The 18,071-nt window shown below is 71.1% G+C and carries 13 protein-coding genes; 2 read left to right on the plus strand and 11 right to left on the minus strand.

The genetic code is table 11. The features are described from left to right. Window positions 1–43: 43 nt before the first annotated feature. The 8 genes from MBA17_RS21045 to MBA17_RS21080 form a co-directional block, all read right to left on the minus strand. Window positions 44–967, minus strand: coding sequence for an NAD-dependent epimerase/dehydratase family protein (locus tag MBA17_RS21045; RefSeq protein WP_238498223.1), 924 nt, complete (start codon window positions 965–967; stop codon window positions 44–46). Further along, window positions 964–1,215, minus strand: a complete 252-nt coding sequence (locus tag MBA17_RS21050; RefSeq protein WP_238498224.1) for a hypothetical protein — start codon at window positions 1,213–1,215, stop codon at window positions 964–966. The genes MBA17_RS21045 and MBA17_RS21050 overlap by 4 nt, the downstream gene beginning before the upstream one ends. Beyond that, on the minus strand, window positions 1,212–2,708 hold the full coding sequence (locus MBA17_RS21055; RefSeq protein WP_238498225.1) for a class I adenylate-forming enzyme family protein: 1,497 nt from the start codon (window positions 2,706–2,708) through the stop codon (window positions 1,212–1,214). The genes MBA17_RS21050 and MBA17_RS21055 overlap by 4 nt, the downstream gene beginning before the upstream one ends. Beyond that, window positions 2,698–3,828: a cytochrome P450 gene (locus MBA17_RS21060; RefSeq protein WP_238498226.1), complete on the minus strand. Its 1,131-nt coding sequence runs from the start codon at window positions 3,826–3,828 to the stop codon at window positions 2,698–2,700. Before MBA17_RS21060 ends, MBA17_RS21055 begins: the two co-directional genes overlap by 11 nt. A gap of 231 nt (window positions 3,829–4,059) precedes the next feature. Continuing rightward, the gene (locus MBA17_RS21065) at window positions 4,060–4,791 is read right to left on the minus strand and encodes a glycosyltransferase family 2 protein (RefSeq protein WP_238498227.1); all 732 of its coding nucleotides are present in this window, start codon (window positions 4,789–4,791) and stop codon (window positions 4,060–4,062) included. Further along, a complete protein-coding gene (locus MBA17_RS21070) occupies window positions 4,791–5,687 on the minus strand; it encodes a 3-oxoacyl-ACP synthase III family protein (protein ID WP_238498228.1) in 897 nt (298 codons plus the stop codon). The genes MBA17_RS21065 and MBA17_RS21070 overlap by 1 nt, the downstream gene beginning before the upstream one ends. Before the next feature lie 149 nt (window positions 5,688–5,836). Next, the gene (gene gndA / locus MBA17_RS21075) at window positions 5,837–7,267 is read right to left on the minus strand and encodes an NADP-dependent phosphogluconate dehydrogenase (RefSeq protein WP_238498229.1); all 1,431 of its coding nucleotides are present in this window, start codon (window positions 7,265–7,267) and stop codon (window positions 5,837–5,839) included. 76 nt (window positions 7,268–7,343) lie between these two features. Continuing rightward, window positions 7,344–8,399: a glucose 1-dehydrogenase gene (locus MBA17_RS21080; protein WP_238498230.1), complete on the minus strand. Its 1,056-nt coding sequence runs from the start codon at window positions 8,397–8,399 to the stop codon at window positions 7,344–7,346. 547 nt (window positions 8,400–8,946) lie between these two features. Between MBA17_RS21080 and MBA17_RS21085 the strand changes: the two genes are divergently transcribed. Together MBA17_RS21085 and MBA17_RS21090 are read left to right on the plus strand one after the other, a co-directional pair. Then, entirely contained in the window at window positions 8,947–9,489 is a 543-nt protein-coding gene (locus tag MBA17_RS21085; protein ID WP_238498231.1) for a hypothetical protein, read from the plus strand. A 197-nt stretch (window positions 9,490–9,686) separates the two neighbouring features. Then, entirely contained in the window at window positions 9,687–10,355 is a 669-nt protein-coding gene (locus MBA17_RS21090; protein WP_238498232.1) for a lytic polysaccharide monooxygenase auxiliary activity family 9 protein, read from the plus strand. A gap of 144 nt (window positions 10,356–10,499) precedes the next feature. On the opposite strand, the gene MBA17_RS21095 is transcribed toward MBA17_RS21090, so the two are convergent. From MBA17_RS21095 to MBA17_RS21105, 3 genes are all read right to left on the minus strand, one after another. Then, a complete protein-coding gene (locus MBA17_RS21095) occupies window positions 10,500–10,907 on the minus strand; it encodes an SSI family serine proteinase inhibitor (RefSeq protein ID WP_238498233.1) in 408 nt (135 codons plus the stop codon). Window positions 10,908–11,137: 230 nt separating this feature from the next. Beyond that, a complete protein-coding gene (locus tag MBA17_RS21100; RefSeq protein WP_238498234.1) occupies window positions 11,138–16,063 on the minus strand; it encodes a DNA repair ATPase in 4,926 nt (1,641 codons plus the stop codon). Beyond that, on the minus strand, window positions 16,060–18,069 hold the full coding sequence (locus tag MBA17_RS21105; protein ID WP_238498235.1) for a flotillin family protein: 2,010 nt from the start codon (window positions 18,067–18,069) through the stop codon (window positions 16,060–16,062). Before MBA17_RS21105 ends, MBA17_RS21100 begins: the two co-directional genes overlap by 4 nt. Window positions 18,070–18,071 lie beyond the last annotated feature (2 nt).

The raw sequence follows: 18,071 nt of genomic DNA on the forward strand, positions 1-18,071 counted from the left end.
GCATCCATCCGGTGGCGACGCGCGGCAACCCCCCTGAACTGGGTCACCAGGTGGCGGCCCCGGTGAAGGAGGTGCCAGTCGGGTGATAACGCAGCGTGCTCATCGCCGCGGAGATGTCCAGCGTGCGCTCGACCGCCAGGTGACCGGCCGCGTAGCGGGTCAGGCGCGGCGGGCGGCTCACGCCGAGCAGCCGGTGAACGGTCTCGGCCATGGCTGCGACGGGGTGGACCAGGCCGGCGGGCAGATAGTACGGCTCGGCGGGCACGTTCCGTTCCGCCAGGATCGCGCGCAGGGCGTCGTCCAGCACGACCGGCTCGGCGTCGGCCACGTTGAACACCCCGCGATCGACCGGGCCCGAGGCGGCCAGCAGGCAGGCGCGCACCAGGTTGTCCACCGAGGTCAGGCTGATCCGCTGGCGGCCGTCGCCCACCGCGAGCAGCCTGCGCCCGCGCACCGCGCCCAGCACCCGGGGAAGCAGCGTGGTGTCGCCCTTGCCGTAGACCGCGTGCGGCCGCAGCACCACCGCCCGCCCCGCCACGACCCGCTCCGCCGCCGCCTTCGACGCCCCGTAGGCGTTGACGTATCTCCTGACCGGCGCCTCCTCCTCCCGCGCCCGGACCGTGGGCCGGAACGGGTCATAGACGCTGGCCGTGCTCACCTGCACGAACCGCGCCCCAGGGAACCCGGCGGCCACATTACGCGTACCGGTCACGTTCGCCGCCCAGATCCCGCGCGGCGGCCCCCAGTCGGTGACGCTGCCCGCACAGTGGATCACCGCCGCCACCTCGGGCAGCCGGTACGGCGCCGCCCGCGTGATGTCCCATGCCCGATATGGCGCCCCCGCCACGTGCCCGGCCGCCACCTGCGCCCGCCTGCCGTACGCGCGCACGTCCCACCCCGCGGCCACCGCCGCCCGGCACACCGCCCCGCCCACGAACCCCGAGGCCCCCGTGACCGCCACGATCACGGCGACACCGCGCTTGGGAGGCGCGATACCGCGCTTGGGAGGGTGGAGCGTCCGGGGTCGGTGGTCGCCCTGCCCTGGAGGGTGGTGCGTCCGGGGTCGGTGACGGTGGTTGCCCTGGTGTGGAGGGTTGTGCGTCCGGGGGTGGTCGTCGTGTTTTGGAGGGTGGTGCGTTCAGGGTCGGTGACGGTGGTCGCCTCAGCCTGGAGGGTGAGTTCGGGGAGGGCGCGGTGGCGGTCGGTGGCGGTCATCGTGTCACCGTCGCGCGGAGGGCGGCGCGGTCGAGTTTGTCGGCGCGGCCGGCGCGTGGGAAGGCGTCGAGTACGGCGATGCGGTCGGGAAGGGCGCCGGTGTCGACGAGCTCGGGAAGGGCCTTGCGAACGAGAGACTCCTCGAATCCCGCCTCGGGGACCAGCGCCAGCACGACCTCCTCGTCGCCGGTCGCCTCGTCGGCGAGGCCGATGATCGCCGCCTCCGCGACCCCGGGGAGCGCGGCGATGGCGGGCTCGTACAGCCCGGGATAGATGTTGACCCCGTCCCGCAGGATCATGTCCTTCTTCCGGCCGAGCAGCACCAGCCGGCCCTTGTCGTCGATCCGCACCAGATCCCCGGTCGCGACCTCGTCGTGCGGCGGTTCGCCCAGGTAGCCACGGGCGAGGTGCGGCCCGGAGACGAACAGCTCGCCGTCGCCGGCCAGCCGTACTCCCACGTCCGGCAGCGGTGTGCCCAGCAGGTCGCCCTCCGGGTTGGCCAGTTTGTCCTCCGCGTCCGCGATCGCGATCGGCAGCGCCTCCGTCATCGCGTAGACCGAGAGCACCCGCACGTGCGGGCCCGCCGTGATCGCCCTGCGCAGCACGGCGGGCGGTGCGGGAGCCGCGCCCAGCAGCAGGTAGCGCAACGTGCCGGGCAGTTCGGGGGTCTTCCTCAGCAGGGCGTCCAGCCGGACCGGCACGCAGAAGGTGTGCGTCGCCCGCCGCTCGCCCAGTTCGGCCGTGAACCGTTCGGCCGCCCCGGGCAACGACCACGTCGCGCCCGCCGTCAACGCCGGCAGACCCAGCATGAGCTGGTCGGTGTGCACCACATCCCCGGCTCCCAGCGGAAACGCCTCCCCGAACAGCTGCGCTCCCCGAGCCAGCGACCCCCGCGTGTGCACCACCCCTTTGGGCGCCCCCGTGGTCCCCGAGGTGAACACCACCACCGCCGGGTCATCGGCCGAGCCTCCGACAACCGCCCGATCCCCGACGCCGGAACGGGGAAGAGCGGTGAGCCGGGTGGCGTGTCGGGGCACACCGGGGAGCCAGGGGCCGGTGTAGAGATGACGGGCGGAGATGGCGGCGAGCCGGGGGAGGACCAGGCCCCTGCGGCGGGCGAGGCGGCGAAGGGGGCCGCTCAACAGGTACGCCGGTGATTCGGTGATCACCCAGCGAGGCCGGGCCGCCGCGAGACGCCCGGCGAAGACCTCGGGGGCCAGCCCCGGATCGGCCAGCATGAGCATCCCGCCCGCAGCCACCGCCCCCAGCGCGAGCACCACCGCGTCCGGCCCCGGTCGCACCGCGAACAACACGGCGTCCCCGGCGGATATCCCGCCGAGCGCGTCCCGCACGGCCAGGACCCGCCGGCCCAACTCCCGGTAGGTCAGCTCCCGCCCGCGCCCGTCGATGACCGCGACCGCCTCCGGAGTACGGCGAGCAGCCGCGAGTACCCCCTCGACGAGGTCAAATGTTTCACGTGAATCATCGTGCATGGGCTATCCACAGCTGTGCGTACGTGGGAATGAGGACCCGGCGAGCGGCCCGCCGGGCGACGATCCGGGGCCGGTGCCGCAGGACGACCTCCGCCACCGCCCGGATCTCGGCCTGAGCGAGCGGGTAGCCGATGCAGAAGTGCGGCCCGGCCCCGAACCACAGGTGGCGCACCTCGGCAGGATGCTTCCGGGCAGGGTCGAAGGGACCGTAGGCGCGGGCGCAGTTGTGCGTGACGATCACCACCCGATCGCCCGGCCGGACCTGCACCCGCCCCACCCGGCCGGGTGCGGCGACCGAGCGCAGCATCACCGGCGTCGGCGTGGTGAACCGCATCGCCTCGTCGATGGCCGTGTCCAGGTCGAATTCGCTCGTCCCGTGGTCGTGCAGGAGCGCGACCAGGCGGGGGACGAAGGTGGCGACGGTCTCCGTGCCGGTGAGGAAGAAGGCTCCGGCGGCTCCCCGGGCCTCGGCTTCGGACAGGCCGAGGGAGCGCATCCGGCCCATCACGGTGGTCTCGCCGCCCCGGTGGTACGCGGCGGACGCGATGTCGCCGATGCGGTCGAGGACCGCGCGGGCGACGGCGACCTGCCGGTCTGCGAGCCGCCGCGAACGCAGCGACACCATCGACACCACCCGCTCACCATCGGCGAACAGCTCCCTGGCCGCCTTCTCCCCGACCTCCTCCAGCCCGATCAGCCGGCCGATCACCGCCCCTGCCATCAGCCGCATCGAGTCCACCAGATCGACCGTCTCGCCATCGGCCAGCCGTCGTGAGAGGTCGGCGAGCGGCTCGTTCAGAACATCGCGGACCAGCGGATCAACGGAGGCGGGGGCGAAGAGCGGGGCGAGCTTGCGCCGCAGCGCGAGGTGGGCCTCGCCTTCCATGTTGAGCAACACGGAGGGGCCGAGGACGGGCGTCCAGAGGTCACCAGGCGAGCCGGGGCCGTCCTTGCGGAACCGGTCGTCCGTCAGCACCGCCCGCGCCACGGCGGCGTCGTTGACCACCACGCCGAGGCCCGGCACCCGCACCACCGGCCCCAGCCGGGCCAGCAGCCGCACCAGCGGGTACGCGACCGGGTGCGCGGCCAGGTACAGCCGTGTCTCGTGGTTGGAGATCATCGCACCGCCGCCCCGGGCCAGGGCGGCAGCCGCTCGGCCGGGTACGGCTGTGCCTCGTGGTCCGCGATCATCGCACCGCCCTGGGCCGGGGCGGCAGCCGTACGGCCGGGTACGTGGCCGGGTGCGGCTGTGTCTCGTGGTCCGCGACCATTGCAACCGCCGCCCTGGGCCGGGCCGGTAGCCGTATGGCCGGGTACGTGATCGGGTGCGGCTGTGTCTCGTGGTTCGCGATCATCGCACGTCGATGACGTCGGGGCGGTAGTGGTGGTCGGCGTACCACGCGAGGGTGCCGACCAGGCCATAGGCGCGCAGCCGGCGCACGGAGCCGAAGACGACGACGTCCCGCCGGGTGGCGTAGGCGGGGGTGAGCCGGCGGACGGCGTTGACCAGCGCGCGGTCCTCGTGCAGCTCCTCGATCGCGGTCCGGGGAAAGCCGCCCGCGCGCTCGTACAGGGAGGTGGTGATCGCCATGGTCGCACCGGGCATCATGACGTACGGCCCGCGATAGGCGGGATCGCGGTTGCCCGGCCGGAACCGGCCGAACAGCGCGGCCACCTCCACGACGAAGGGGATCAGCCGCCGCTCCCAGAACTTCAGCGGGAACTCGTCGGTCCGGGGCCGCAGTTGCCCGCCGACCATCTCCAGCCCGTCGGCGAACCCCCGCCGGAGGTTGCGCACCCAGTCGTGGCGCGGCAGGCAGTCGGCGTCGGTCCTGGCCAGGTGGGTGGCCCCGGCCGCGATGGCGTGCCGCATGCCGGTGTCGGCAGCCGCGCCGGTGCCCTTGCGCGGCTCCCCGACCACCCGGACGCCGTGCCGCCGGGCGATGTCCGCCGTGCCGTCGGTGCTGTCGTTGTCCACCACCAGCAGCGTGAAGTCCTGGTCATCCTGTGCGGCGAGTGCGCGCAGCGTGCCCTCGATCCCGGCCGCCTCGTTGTAGGCGGGGACGATCACCCAGAGGTCCATCACATCTCCGCCAGCATGACGCCCATGCTGATCCCGCCGCCGAGCCCGAGCATCGCGACCCGGTCGCCGGGCGACCAGCCGCCGAGCGAGAGTTGCAGGGGCAGTGTGGCCGAGGCGCAGTTCCCGTGGTCGGGCAGGGTGACCACGAGCCGGTCGTCGGGGAGGTCGAGCACTCCGGTCAGGAAGCGCAGGTACGGCATGGCCACCTGGTGGACGGCGACGACGGCGAAGTCGTCCCAGCCCAGGCCGGTGTGTTTGAGGGCGTTGAGGAACAGGTCGGGGCCGACGAGTTCGAAGGCGGCCTTCATCCGGCGGCCGTCGCCCTTGAAGTAGGAGTACTCGGGGTCGCGGGGGTGGGCGGAGCCGCCGCCGGGGAGGGTGCCGACGCCCCACGCCGTACTATCTGCCGAAAAATCGCGGTAAAACACTCCGCGGCGGGCGTCCGCCGTCAGCAGCACCGCCGCCCCCGCGTCCGACAACGTGTAGCCCGCGAACGATTCGACGAACTGCGCCCGGTCGCTGACCTGCCAGCGGACCGCACGGGAGGGCATCTCGCCCGAGCACACCAGCACCCGGCGGTGCCCCCCGGTGCGGATCAGCGCCTCGGCCACCTGAATGCCGTTGAGCACGCTGTTGCACGCGTTCTTCACGTCGAACACCGGGCACGACAGCCCGAGCTTGGCCGACACGATGTGCGCGGTCGCGGGCTCGACCATGTCCTGCGAGGCCGAGGCGAAGATCAGCAGGTCGATCCCGTCGAGGTCCAGTTTCCTGGCCGCCGAGACGGCCAGGTCGGAGGCCTGCTGATCGTCGTCCGCCACGTGTCGCCACTGGATCCCGGTCATCCGCTCGACGATTCCCGCAGGCGGAACGTATCCCCGGATCCCCTTCTCCACCTGCGCACTGCTGAGCGTACGGCCAGGCAGAAACGTAGCGACGCCCGAAATGCGGGCCTTCATCCAACCCCCAGCTAGTAGGTCCTATTACCCGCGCAATGTAATGAACACGAGTTGCAACCTACTTGCCAAGGGACGGCACGGCCAGGTCAGGCCCGAGCCTCGGTGTTGCCGGCCTCCCAGTGGGTGTGGAAGGAGCCGTCCTCGTCGACCCGCCGGTAAGTGTGCGCGCCGAAGAAGTCGCGCTGGGCCTGGGTGAGCGCCGCCGGGAGCCGCTCGGCGCGCAGCGCGTCGTAGTAGGCGAGCGCCGAGCTGAACCCCGGCGCGGGGATGCCGAGCCGGGCGGAGGTCGCCACGACCTCGCGCCAGGCGTCCTGCCCGTCGGCGAGCGCCTCGGTGAAGTGGTCGTCGGTCAGCAGCGTCGGCGTCGAGGGATCGGCCTCGTACGCGCCCCGGATCCGGTCGAGGAACTTCGCCCTGATGATGCAGCCGCCCCGCCAGATCGTCGCCATCGCCCCGGCGTCGATGTCCCAGCCGTACTCCTTGCTGCCGGCCTGGATCTGGTTGAACCCCTGGGCGTACGCGATGATCTTCGAGGCGTAGAGCGCCTTCTCCACGTCGTCGGGTGAGACCGGGCTGCCCGCCGTACCCGTGCGGGCCGGGCCGGGCAGGCCGCGGCCGGCGCGGCGGAGGTCGGCGTGCCCCGACACCGAACGGGCGAAGACGGCCTCGGCGATCCCGCTGACCGGCACCCCGAGGTCGAGCGCGATCTGCACGGTCCAGCGGCCGGTGCCCTTCTGCTCCGCCTGGTCCAGGATGACGTCGACGAACGGCTTGCCCGTCTTGGCGTCGGTGTGTGCGAGCACCTCGGCGGTGATCTCGATGAGATAGGAGCCGAGCCGGCCGGAGTTCCAGTCGGTGAAGACGTCGGCGATCTCGGCGGGAGTCAGCCCCGCGCCATGCCTGAGCAGGTCATACGCCTCCGCGATGAGCTGCATGTCGGCGTACTCGATGCCGTTGTGCACCATCTTGACGAAGTGGCCGGCGCCGTCCGGGCCGACGTGGGTGCAGCACGGCGTGCCGTCCACCTTCGCCGAGATGCTCTCCAGCAGCGGCCCGAGCGCCTGGTAGGACTCCACCGAGCCGCCCGGCATGATGCTCGGGCCGTTCAGCGCGCCCTCCTCGCCGCCCGAGATCCCGGTGCCGACGAAGTGCAGGCCACGCTCGCGCAGCGCCGCCTCCCGCCTGCGGGTGTCGGCGAAGTGCGCGTTGCCGCCGTCGACGATCATGTCGCCGGGTTCGAGCAGCGGCGCGAACTCCTCGATCACCGCGTCGGTCGGCGCCCCCGCCTTGACCATGATGACCAGTCTGCGCGGCCGTTCCAGCGAGGCCACGAACTCCTCGGCGGTCTCGGCCGCCACGAACGTGCCCTCGTGTCCGAACTCCTCGACCAGGGCCTTGGTCTTGGCCGTGGTCCGGTTGTGCACCGCCACCGTGTGACCGTGCCTGGCGAAGTTCCTGGCCAGGTTGCGGCCCATGACCGCCAGGCCGGTGACCCCGATGACTGCCTTATCCGTCATGATCTGCTCCATCCGCACGCCGTCTGGACTTCAATCCTCTCGCTTATGGTGATACGGCGTGGCGGGCGGGCACGGCTCAGCCCGCTGCCAGGTCCAGGACCACCTTGACGTCGCCGGGATCGGGCTCGAACGCCTCGTGTGCCCGGGCCAGCGGGATCCGGCGTGTGATCAGGTGTTCCAGCCAGGATCGGTCGGCCGCCGCCAGCGCCTGCGCGGCCAGCTCGTAGTGCCGGAGGTTGGCGTTGACCGAACCGAAGACCACGTCGTTCTCCAGTACGATCTCGCGGTTGATCGCTCCCGCGTCCACCTGGAGGCGGCGTCCCGGCGCGGAGACCCCGGTCAGGCAGACGATGCCCGCCGAGGCGGTGTTCTCCACGGCGTCGAACACGATCGGGCCGACCCCGGTGGCCTCGATGATGATGTCCGGTTTGGTGTCTCCGACCGCCTCGGGGACCGACCCCTTGTGGTAGACGCCGCCCAGCTCGCGGACGAGATCCGGCTTGATGCCGCCGCTGACGCGGTCGAGGACGTGCACCTCAAGCCCGCGCTGCCTGCCCATCAGCGCGGCCAGCAGCCCGATCGGGCCGGCCCCGGTCACCAGCACCCGTTCGGGCTGGAACCACGCCCGCGAGCCGATCCGCTCGATGTGGTCCCACGCCTTGGCGAGTACGGTCGCCGGCTCCATCAGCACCCCCACCCGCTCCAGGCCCGGGTCGAGCTTCACCGCGTAGGCGGGCTCCACGGTCCACCGCTCGCTGCCGTAGCCCTGGATCGCCTTGATCCCGCGCTCGGTGTAGCGGCCGTTGCGGCACATGTCGAACTCGCCCCGCGCGCACGCCGGGCACGGGACCGGGTCCGGCCTGCGCACCACCCCGACGACGAGGTCACCCGGCGCGAACGCCGACCCTTCGGGAGCCTGGGCCACCCGGCCGAGTGACTCGTGTCCGAGGATCAGCCGATCCTCGCCCGGGGGCGCCCAGCCGTACTCCGCCGCGGCGATCTCCCTGTCGGTCCCGCAGATGCCCAGGGCCAGGCCGTCGACGAGCAGCTCGCCCTCGCGCGGGACCGGATCGGGCACCTCCTCGACCCGCAACGAACCCTGCTCACCGGGTCTCACCGTCAGTGCGCGCAACGTCCCCACCCCCTCGCAGGACGAATACCCCCTGAAGAAGGCCATTAGCCCAAGTTCGTGAACGCGTGACGGCTCCCCCCGGCATCGGTGCCACGCCCGAGCCGCCAAGCCCGGAAGATCCCGTGAACGCGCGCCGTCCCTGACGAAGATCGTCGAACGGCTCTGGTCAGGATCGGGTAGTACGGGCCGCTGGAACCGTCTCCTGCCGATGCCCGGCTTCGATGATCAGGCATCCGCCGGCAGGTCGCCGCACCACGTGATCACCGTCTGGGCGCCTCCACCGGTCAGCATGTCGGACGCCCCCTCGCCGCTGTGATTTGTGCCTATTTGGGTGGGTGGCACCTGCGTGGAAGCCCAACACCTGAGATACTGCAGGTAGTGGCCTCCGGGTCACTACGGCCATCCACGCAGCCGCGTCCCTCAGGAGGGCCATGTACAACGCCCGTCACCGAAGCAGCCTGCGCAGACCATGAAGGATCACGCCGCCACCCGAGGCCGAGATGTAACGCTCGCCCTTACTTACGCCTGCAGTGTCCACGCCCACGAGATGGTGTTCGGACGCCGGCCCGAGGCCACTCTGCTGGAACGGGGCACATCCTGGGAGCCCCGGTTCGTCAGCCGTAAGCAGGAAGTCGTGGAGATGTACTCCCGGCTGCTCCTCGTCCGCCTGCGCGCCCGCGTCGACCGCCTCGCCGCGCTGGAGGTCGAGTGCCTCCGCCGGGCCTCCCTCGCGTCGCTGCCGCACGTCGTGTTCGCCGTCGCGCGCGGTACCGTGTCCGGCCGCAACTTCTCCGGGGTCCTGCGCGACGCGTCGTGGATCCTCTCTCCCATGCGGCGCCGCCAGTTCCGCCGCACCCACATCATCGCCGCCGACCTGGCCGCCGCCGCCCGCGCCACCGTCATGGCGGCCGGTGCGGCCAACGACCCGGTCACCCGTACCCGGCTCCTCGCGGCCACCCGCTACCAGGCCGCCCGCGACGCCCTCGACCTCTCCCTCGGCGACCCCTCCCTCGCCGGTCCCCCCGACCGCCTCCTCGCCGAGCTCAACTGGCTCGACACCCACCTCCCACCCCGCGAAGGCAGATCCTGACCTCCTCCACCGGGTTCTGAGTCAGGGTCGGTTCTCCGCCGATCGTGGGGGTGGCAGGCTGTGCTGCCCGGGATGAAACTTTCAACTTTTCCTCGTCAGGTAGTCCAACTCATTTCCGTCAGGTAAACTTGCCAGCAAATCATGGGAGCGCTCCCACTGTCCGGTAATCCCCCACCCGGAAAGATGGAGACCGCACGATGCACCATCATCACGTCAGAAACACCCCCCGTTGGGCGCTGCGTGCCCTGGCCCTGCTGTCGGCGGCCATGCTCGTCCTGATTCCCCTGGCCGACACCGCCACCGCGCACGGCTCGATCATCAACCCGGCGTCCCGCAACTACGGTTGCTGGAACCGCTGGGGCAGCGACTTCCAGAACCCCACCATGGCGCAGCAGGACCCGATGTGCTGGCAGGCATGGCAGGACAACCCGAACGCCATGTGGAACTGGAACGGGCTCTACCGCAACAACGTCGGCGGCAACCATCAGGCGGCGATCCCGAACGGCCAGCTGTGCAGCGCCGGCCGGACCGAAGGCGGTCGCTACAACTCCCTGGACACCGTGGGCCTGTGGAAGACGACGAACATCGGCACCAACTTCTCCGTGAACCTGTGGGACCAGGCCCTCCACGGCGCCGACTACTTCCGCGTCTACGTCACCCGGCAGGGCTTCAACCCCGCCACCCAGTCGCTGGGCTGGAACAACCTGGAGCTGGTCCGCGAGACCGGCAGATATGCCCCCACCCAGAACATCTCGATCGCCGCCAGTGCCCCGGGACGCAGCGGACGCCACATCGTCTATACGATCTGGCAGGCCTCGCACATGGACCAGTCGTTCTACTTCTGCAGCGACGTGATCTTCAGCTGAGCCGCTGAGCCGTACGTCGCCGACCCCGCCGGATGCCGAGGGCGTCCGGCGGAGCCGTCCCGGGCCCGGCCGGGAGCCGGGTGGCGCGGGTCGTCATGCGGCCCCGGGAGATGCGGCCCGGGGCGATGGGATCGATGGCGGAGGCTACTGGAGGGGCGGGAAGACCGCGCCGGTGGCGGCCGTCATGAGGCACTGGTTGGAGAACTGCTGCCGGTAGAAGACCGGACGGCCGAACCAGTAGCCCTCCATGGTGGCCTCGACCGGGTCGTAGATCCGGGGGCACGGGTTCGGGTCGGGCTCGCGCTCTTCGAGATAGCCGTCGACGGCGTACAGATCGGCGCACGCCGCCCAGGGGTTCGGGTGGCTGCCGTCGTCCGGGCCGCAGGTCAGGGTCCAGTGGTTGTAATCCCCGGACAATCCCACCACCGTGAGCTCCAGCCGGCTCGCCGCCGTCTGGGCCTGCGCCGGGGCGGCTGAGGCTAACGCGGTGAGGGCCAGTGCGGCGGCGGTGACGGCGGCGGCGCGACGGGCGAACAGGCTGACTGCGAGCATGGAGCCCCTCCTTCTGGCGGACACTTTAAGTAATCAAGCTACTACTTAAAGTTGTCCCGAGTGGAGAATTCTCTGTAAGAGCCATCGGCCTGAATTCAGTGGCCCGGCTTATATAAATAAATGCGGCCCGACACCCCGAACGGGGAGTATTCGACGAATAGGCGCTCCACTGATTCGACAACGTCGAGTCGCTTTACCGGCCGATCAATACGAACGGACGCCGGAGGCGATCACTCGCCGTGGGCGGGGTGGTTCGAGGCGGCTCGGGTGATGGCGGTCTCCACGGCGGCCACCCGGTCGGCCACCAGGCCGAGGGCGCCGACGGCCCGGGTCATCGGGTCGTCCTCGGCGCCGCCCAGGGCCTGGGCGCGGAGGTGGCCGGCCTTGACCTCGGCCCATCGGGCGGCCTGGGCGGGGGTGAGGGCGCCGCGGAGTTCGGCGAGTTTGAGGAGGTTGGCCTCGGCGCCCGTGGTCAGGGTCTGGGCCTCGCCCAGATAGTGATCGTCGATCAGGGCTTCGAGTTCGGCGTCGTTCATCACGGGGACGATCCGCTCGGCCAGCTTGTTCATGTTGCGGTAGGAGCCCTGGAGCTGGAAGCGGGGCTCCATCCTGGCGGAGTCGGCCTGGGCGGCCGAGGCGATGTAGGCGCGGTTGTTGGCGAGCACGACCCGCTGCACCCGGAGGACCTTGCGCAGGACGGACAGGACCTGCTCCAGCTCGACCGTGGAGTAGGGGTGGGCGAGCTGGTCGGGGCGCACCGAGTCGTCGCCCGCGGCGAGCCGTACGAGGCGGTCGATGTCGCCTCGGTCCCGGGTCGAGAGGGGGGCCAGGACCGGGTTGGAGGTGAGGGCGTTCTCCACGTAGCTGAGGGCGAAGACGTCGTCCCGGCCGGAGAGCACGTCGCCGAGGTTCCAGACGTCGGCGCGGTTGGCGAGCATGTCGGGGATCTGGAAGCGCCGGCCGGCCTCGGTGTAGGGGTTGCCCGCCATGCAGACGGCGAAGCGCTTGCCGCGCAGGTCGTAGGTGCGGGTGCCGCCGTCCCACACGCCCTCCATCCGGCGCTGGGCGTCGCAGAGGGAGATGAACTTCTGCAGCAACTCGGGGGAGGTGTGCTGGATGTCGTCGAGGTAGAGCAGCACGTTGTTGCCCATCTCCAGGGCGAAGGAGATCTTCTCGATCTCCTGGCGTGCGGTCGCGTTGGGGGCGTCCGCGGGATCGACGGAGGTGACGTCGTGGCCGAGGGCGGGGCCGTTGATCTTGACGAACACCAGGCCGAGACGGTTGGCGACGTACTCCATGAGCGTGGTCTTGCCGTATCCCGGGGGTGAGATGAGCAGCAGCAGGCCCATCTGGTCCGTCCGCTTGGCGTCACCCGCCGCGCCGAGCTGTTTGGCCAGGTTGTCGCCGATCAGCGGGAGGTAGACCTCGTCGAGGAGGCGGTTGCGGACGAAGGCGCTCATCACCTTCGGCTGGTACTCGGGCAGCCGGAGCCGTTGTCGCTCCGCGTTCACCAGGGCGGTGCGCCGCCGCTGGTAGCCGCGGTAGGCGGGGATCCGTTCCGTCCGGAAGACGCGGGTTCTGGCGAGGGTCTCGTCCAGGCGGAGGTCCAGGGCGCGTTCGTTGATCCGGGGATGCGCGCCGAGGAGCCCTTCGACGGTCGTCTCCAGGGTCGCCGCGGAGTCGTGGCGGGGAAGGTCGCCGCACAGCTGCAGGGCGACCGCTTCGGGCAGTTCCGCGGATCCCGCGTCGAACGAGCCGAGCCACGCCTCCGCGAGCTGACGGCGCGCGCCGAGATCGTCGCCGAGCGCCCGCAGGTCGTCCTCGTACTCCTCGATCCGGCCGGCGCCGAGGGACTTCCGGAACCGCTCCAGCAGATCCCTGGCCGCCGCGCTGGTGACGAAGCCGCCCGGGGTGGCCAGCTCCTCCGCCAGATACTCGCCCGCCAGCGGGGTCTCCACCCGGAGGAAGCCGGTGACGGCCGCGGCCAACTCGGCGTGCAGGGCGGCCAGGGCGGAGGTGGGGCCGAACGTGGCGCGGGCGCGGGCGAGCGAGGCGGCCCGGGTGGCCCATGCCGTACGGCGGGCCTCGTCTGTGCCGTGCGCCCAGAAGAGCTGGGCGGCGGCGCGGGCCGACGGCGGGTAACGCAGCAGGCCGGCGGTGGCGTGCAGGCGGAGCAGCGCGTCGAGGATCGCGGCGGCGTCGTGGTCGTGGACGCCACGTTCGTAGCCCTCGTCGTACCGGCTCCCGGCGGCGGCTCGCACGATCTCCAGCAGCCCGTTCTCGGTCACCGCCGCCTCGTGCAGCGCGTCGAGGCCGAGCCCGGCTCCTGTCCCCGCGCCTGTCCCTGCGCCGGACCCGGCTCCTGACCCCGCGCCGGATTCGGCCTCGGCGAGGATCGCGGCGGCGAGGTGTTCGGCGCGGTAGACGGCGGCGGTCTCCGAGACGAGGAGCTGATCCCAGAAGGGACGGGTCTCCTCGAAGGTCGCGTCGCGGACCGGGGCGCGGTAGTCGGTGCCGGTGATCGCGTAGACCATCGTGCCGTCGTGGGGGACCAGGGTCAGGTCGATCGACTGGGTGTTGACCGCGAAGTGGTGCCGGCCGAGCCGGATGGTCTCGCCGCCCGCGCCGTACAGGTCGAGGCGGTCCCGGAGGGTACGGCCCGCCTCCTGGCGGGCGGCCTTGACGCGGCCTTCGAGCTCCTCGGCGCGGACCTGGTCGCCCAGCTCGCGCAGTTCCGCGGCGACCGAGTGGAGCTTGGCCACCATCGGGTCGGCCGCGAAGTAGGTGTTGACGTCGTCGAGCGACCCCAGGGTGGCGATCCTGCGCCGCACGCTGCCCAGGATGCGGTCGGCGGAGTCGGCGAGGCGGTCCGCACGGCGGGCCCGATCGTCGAGCAACGCCTGCTTGCGGGAGGAGAACGCCTCGTAGACGTCCTCCCGCTTGGTGGTCAGCTCGGCGAGGAACTCGTCGAACTCGGTGAACCGGGACTCCAGGTTCTCCAGTTGCAGGAGCAGCCGGCCGAGCTGGTCGTCGCAGCGGTCGGGGGTGTCGGCGACGGCGAGGGCGCCGGTCACGGCCTGGCCGATCAGCGCGAACTCGGCGGCGAACCCGGCGCGGCCCTCGACGGCCAGCAGTTCTCTGCGGCGGGCGTCCACGGTGGCCCTGGCGCGGTTCACGCCGCCGAGGACCTCGCCGACGCGTTCGAGGATGGCTGTGCGCACGGTGGCGTCGGCGATGTCCAGGGTGCCGACGACCTCGGTGACGATCTCCAGGCCCTCGGCCTGCTCGGCGAGCCGCTCCCGCACGGGCCCGGCCCCGGCGACGTTGACGATGGCCTCAGCCTGGGCGAGCAGCCCGTCGACCTCGGTGTGGTAGCCGGTGAAGGCGTCCTCGCCCTGCAGGAACGCGACCGCCCGCTGCCCGGTGGACGTCACCTCGTCCGCCAGCGAGGAGGCGAGCGCGTCGATCGCGGCCAGGTCGACGTAGCGCAGCTCGCGGAGGGTCACCAGGCGGCCCTGGGCCCGGCGCAGTTCGGCGAGCCTGCGCACCCAGGCGTCCGCCGAGCGCGGTGTCTCGCCGCGCGCCTGCCGCACCAGGGAGGTGACCTGCGCGGCGGCCTCCTCCAGGGCGGCGGCGGCCTGGGCGGTGAGCGACTGGACCTTCTCGAACTCGTCGAGGACCTGCTCGGCGGTCGCCCGCACCGCGGCGAGCGGATCGCGCAGCTCGTGCTCCGCCAGCCAGTGGTAGGAGTCGGACACCCGGGCGCAGGCCGCGATCAGCGCCTCGAACACCGGCACGGACGGCGCCATCTCGCCGACCATCCTGGCCACCGACAGGCACTCGGAGATGCCGCGCACCAACTCGGCGTTGCCGACGCGTTCCAGCGGGCCGGTGCCGACGGGCTGGGCGGCGGCGTAGACGTCGGAGAGGTACGGCGTCTGCCAGACCTGCATGGGATGGACCCGGGTCGGCTCCTCGGAGACCGCCCGGAAGACGACCAGCGTGCCGTCGTCGAACAGCGAGTAGCCGTGGCACGGGATCGGCGTGGCGACCTCCTTGCGGATCACGTTGTACGGCAGCAGCAGCGTGCGCCCCTCGGCCCTGGCGTGGAAGACGTAGAGCACGTCCTCGCCGTTGGCGGACCGGATGACCCGCTCGAACTCCAGGCTGGCCACGTCGGTGTCGAAGGTCTTGGCGACGCCGGTGGACAGGTAGTAGCCGTCCGGGAAGATGATCCCCTGGTCCTCGGGGAGCCGCTGGCACGCCTGCCCGATGCCGTCCAGCCGTACGACGGCCTTGGTCCTGGTGTTGAAGACCAGGTGGCGCCATTCGGTCTCGTTGTAGGGGCGGATCCGCAGCAGGATCAGCGGGCCGACCCTCGCGTGGTGCACGTCGGCGTCGGCGAGGCTCTGCAGCGGTTCGGCGACCGGCTCGCGGTAGACGCCCTCGCCGGTCTCCGTGTTGTTCTCGATCTTGATGGTGAGGTCGCCGCCGACGGTCTCCACGAACAGCTCGCCGGCGATGGAGATGTGCGGGTGGCGGCCGAGCACGTGGTCGTCGCGGGTGGTCTCGGTCCACTCGAAGTCGTGTGTGGGCGGGAAGACGTGGTCGCGTTCGCCGCGGTTGTCGACGTAGGAGACCGAGCCGTCGGTGGCGACCCGCCAGCGCAGCACCCGGATGTCCTTCGGGCCGGTCTGGAAGATCGCCAGCAGCAGGCCGTCGAGCCGGCGCAGCTGCAACAGCCGGGTCTCCCGGTAGTAGCGGTACAGCTCGGAGAAGTCGCGCTCGAACTGCGGGTCGTGCAGCAGTCCGGGCAGGTCGCCGTCGCCGTCGAAGCTGAAGGCGTCGCCGTCCCGGGTGAACCGGTGCAGCGAGAAGACGTCGTCGGTCGTCGTCTCCGGCTTCAGCCCGATGAACACGTTGTAGCCGAACAGCATGAGCCCGCCGACGGAGACGATGTCGCGGGGCACGCAGTTGTGCTCGGTGCGGATCCGCTCGGTGCCGACCAGCCGCAGCTCGGCGCCGCCGAAGACGTCGAGCCTGCGGGCGTTGAGCGCCTCGGCCCGCTCGGACAGCTCCGTGGCCTGCTCGGCCAGCCGGGCCCGGAGCACCTCGTAGGTGCCGGCGTCGAGCCCGGCGTCGGGTGCGGCCGTCACTGCTTCGCGGCGGTCAGCGCGGCGACGGGCGACTCGGCGACGCCGAGATGCTGTGCGGTCTCCAGAAGCTGCCGCATCTTGTCCTCGTCGGGCCCGCCCGCCTTGATCAGCTTGACCAGCAGCGCGGACAGCGTCAGGTCGCGCACCCCGGCGGAGTCCACCGACCGCAGCAGCTGGGCCAGGTCCGCGCCCAGGTGCGCGTCCCCGTTGAGGTACGGCTTGGCCAGGGCGCCGGCGACGTCGGAGTGCTGGATGAAGCCGTCGACGCTCTTCCCGGCGGAGATGGAGTTCACCAGCCGGTCGAAGAAGATGCCGTCCCCGCCGACGATGTCGATCTTGGCCTTCTCCAGCCCGGTGGCCAGCACGGTGGCCTGCGCCTGGGCCACGTCCCGCCGTACGTTGACCTCGGCGAGCCTGATCTCCTTCTCCGCGTCCAGCCGGAGGCGGTACTCCTCGTGGGTGCGGGTGGCGTCGTCGAGCGCGGCCATCGCGGCGGCCTTCTCGGTGAGGCCCTCGGCCTCCGCCTTGAGCTTCTCGCCGATCGCGGCGGCGGCGACCAGTGCCTTCTCCCGCTCGACGACGGCCTCGGCCCTGCCGACCCGCTCGATGGCCACCGCGTCGCGCTCGCGGACCTGCACCTCGGCCAGGCCGGTCGCCGCGGCCTCCGCCTGGGCGCCCTCGGCGAGCCTGATCTTCGCGCGGGTGTCCAGCTCGGCGGCCTGCTGGCGGGCCTCGGCGAGGACCAGTGCCTCACGCGCCTTGTGCTTGGCCGACGTCTCCGCGGCCTCGGCCGCCTTGATGTCCTTGACCAGGCCCTCCTGCGCCTCGGCCTCGGCCTGGATCACGATGGCCTGGCGGGTGCGCTCGGCCTCCTCGACGACCCGCAGGCGCTTGATGTTCTCCTCCTGCTCGGCGACCGTCTTCTCCACGGCGATCCGCTCGCGGATCACCTCGGCGATCGACCGCTTCTCCCCTTCGAGCTCCTTGTCCTTGGAGATCCGGGACAGCTCGGTCTCGCGTTCCCTGGAGATGACCTCCAGCATCCGGTCCTTTTCGATCCGCTCGGTCTCGATCGCGATGACCCGCTCGCGGTTCTTCTCCGCGACGGCGATCTCCCTGGCCTGGTTCTCCTGCTGGATGCCGAGCTGCTCGTCGGTGCGGAGGTCGGCCGCGCGCGCCTTGAGCCGCTCCTCGGCCCTGACCTTGGCGGTCTCGGCCTCCTCGCGGGCCCGCATGGTCTCGATCTCGCGCTTCTGCTTGGTCTCGGCGTCGGCCTGCCGCCGTTCCAGCTCCAGGATGGCCTCCCTCGCGTCGACGTTCTGGCGGGTGATCTCCTTCTCCTCGTGGCGGCGGAACTCGTTGGTGCGGACGTTCTCGCTCGCGGTGAGTTCGGTGATCTTGCGGATGCCCTGCGCGTCGAGGATGTTGGCGGGGTCGAGCTGTGACATCGGGGTCTGCTCGAGGAAGTCGATCGCCGCGTCCTCAAGGCTGTAGCCGTTGAGGTCGGTGCCGATGACCCGGATGATCTGGTCGCGGAACTCGTCGCGCTGGGTGTAGAGGTCGACGAAGTCGAGCTGCTTGCCGACGGTCTTCAGCGCCTCGGAGAACTTCGCGTTGAACAGCTCCTGCAGCGTCGACTCGTCGCTGGCCCTGGCGGTGCCGATGGCCTGGGCCACCTTGATCACGTCCTCCACGGTCTTGTTGACCCGGACGAAGAAGGTGATGCGGATGTCGGCCCTGATGTTGTCCTTGCAGATCAGTCCCTCGTGGCCGGACCGGTTGATCTCGATTGTCTTGACCGAGATGTCCATGATCTCGGCCCGGTGCACCACCGGCAACACGATCTTCCCGGTGAACGTCACGTCCACCTTGTTGACCTTCGAGACGATCAGCGCCTTACCTTGTTCGACTTTGCGGAACAGGCGGCTGATCACGAACAGCAGGCCGATGACGATGATGAGGACGACGGCGAGCAGAATGCCGAACCCGGTGGAGATGACGTCCATCA

The sequence above is a fragment of the Dolomitihabitans soli genome (genome assembly GCF_022213955.1).
Lineage (GTDB): Bacteria > Actinomycetota > Actinomycetes > Streptosporangiales > Streptosporangiaceae > Streptosporangium_A > Streptosporangium_A soli.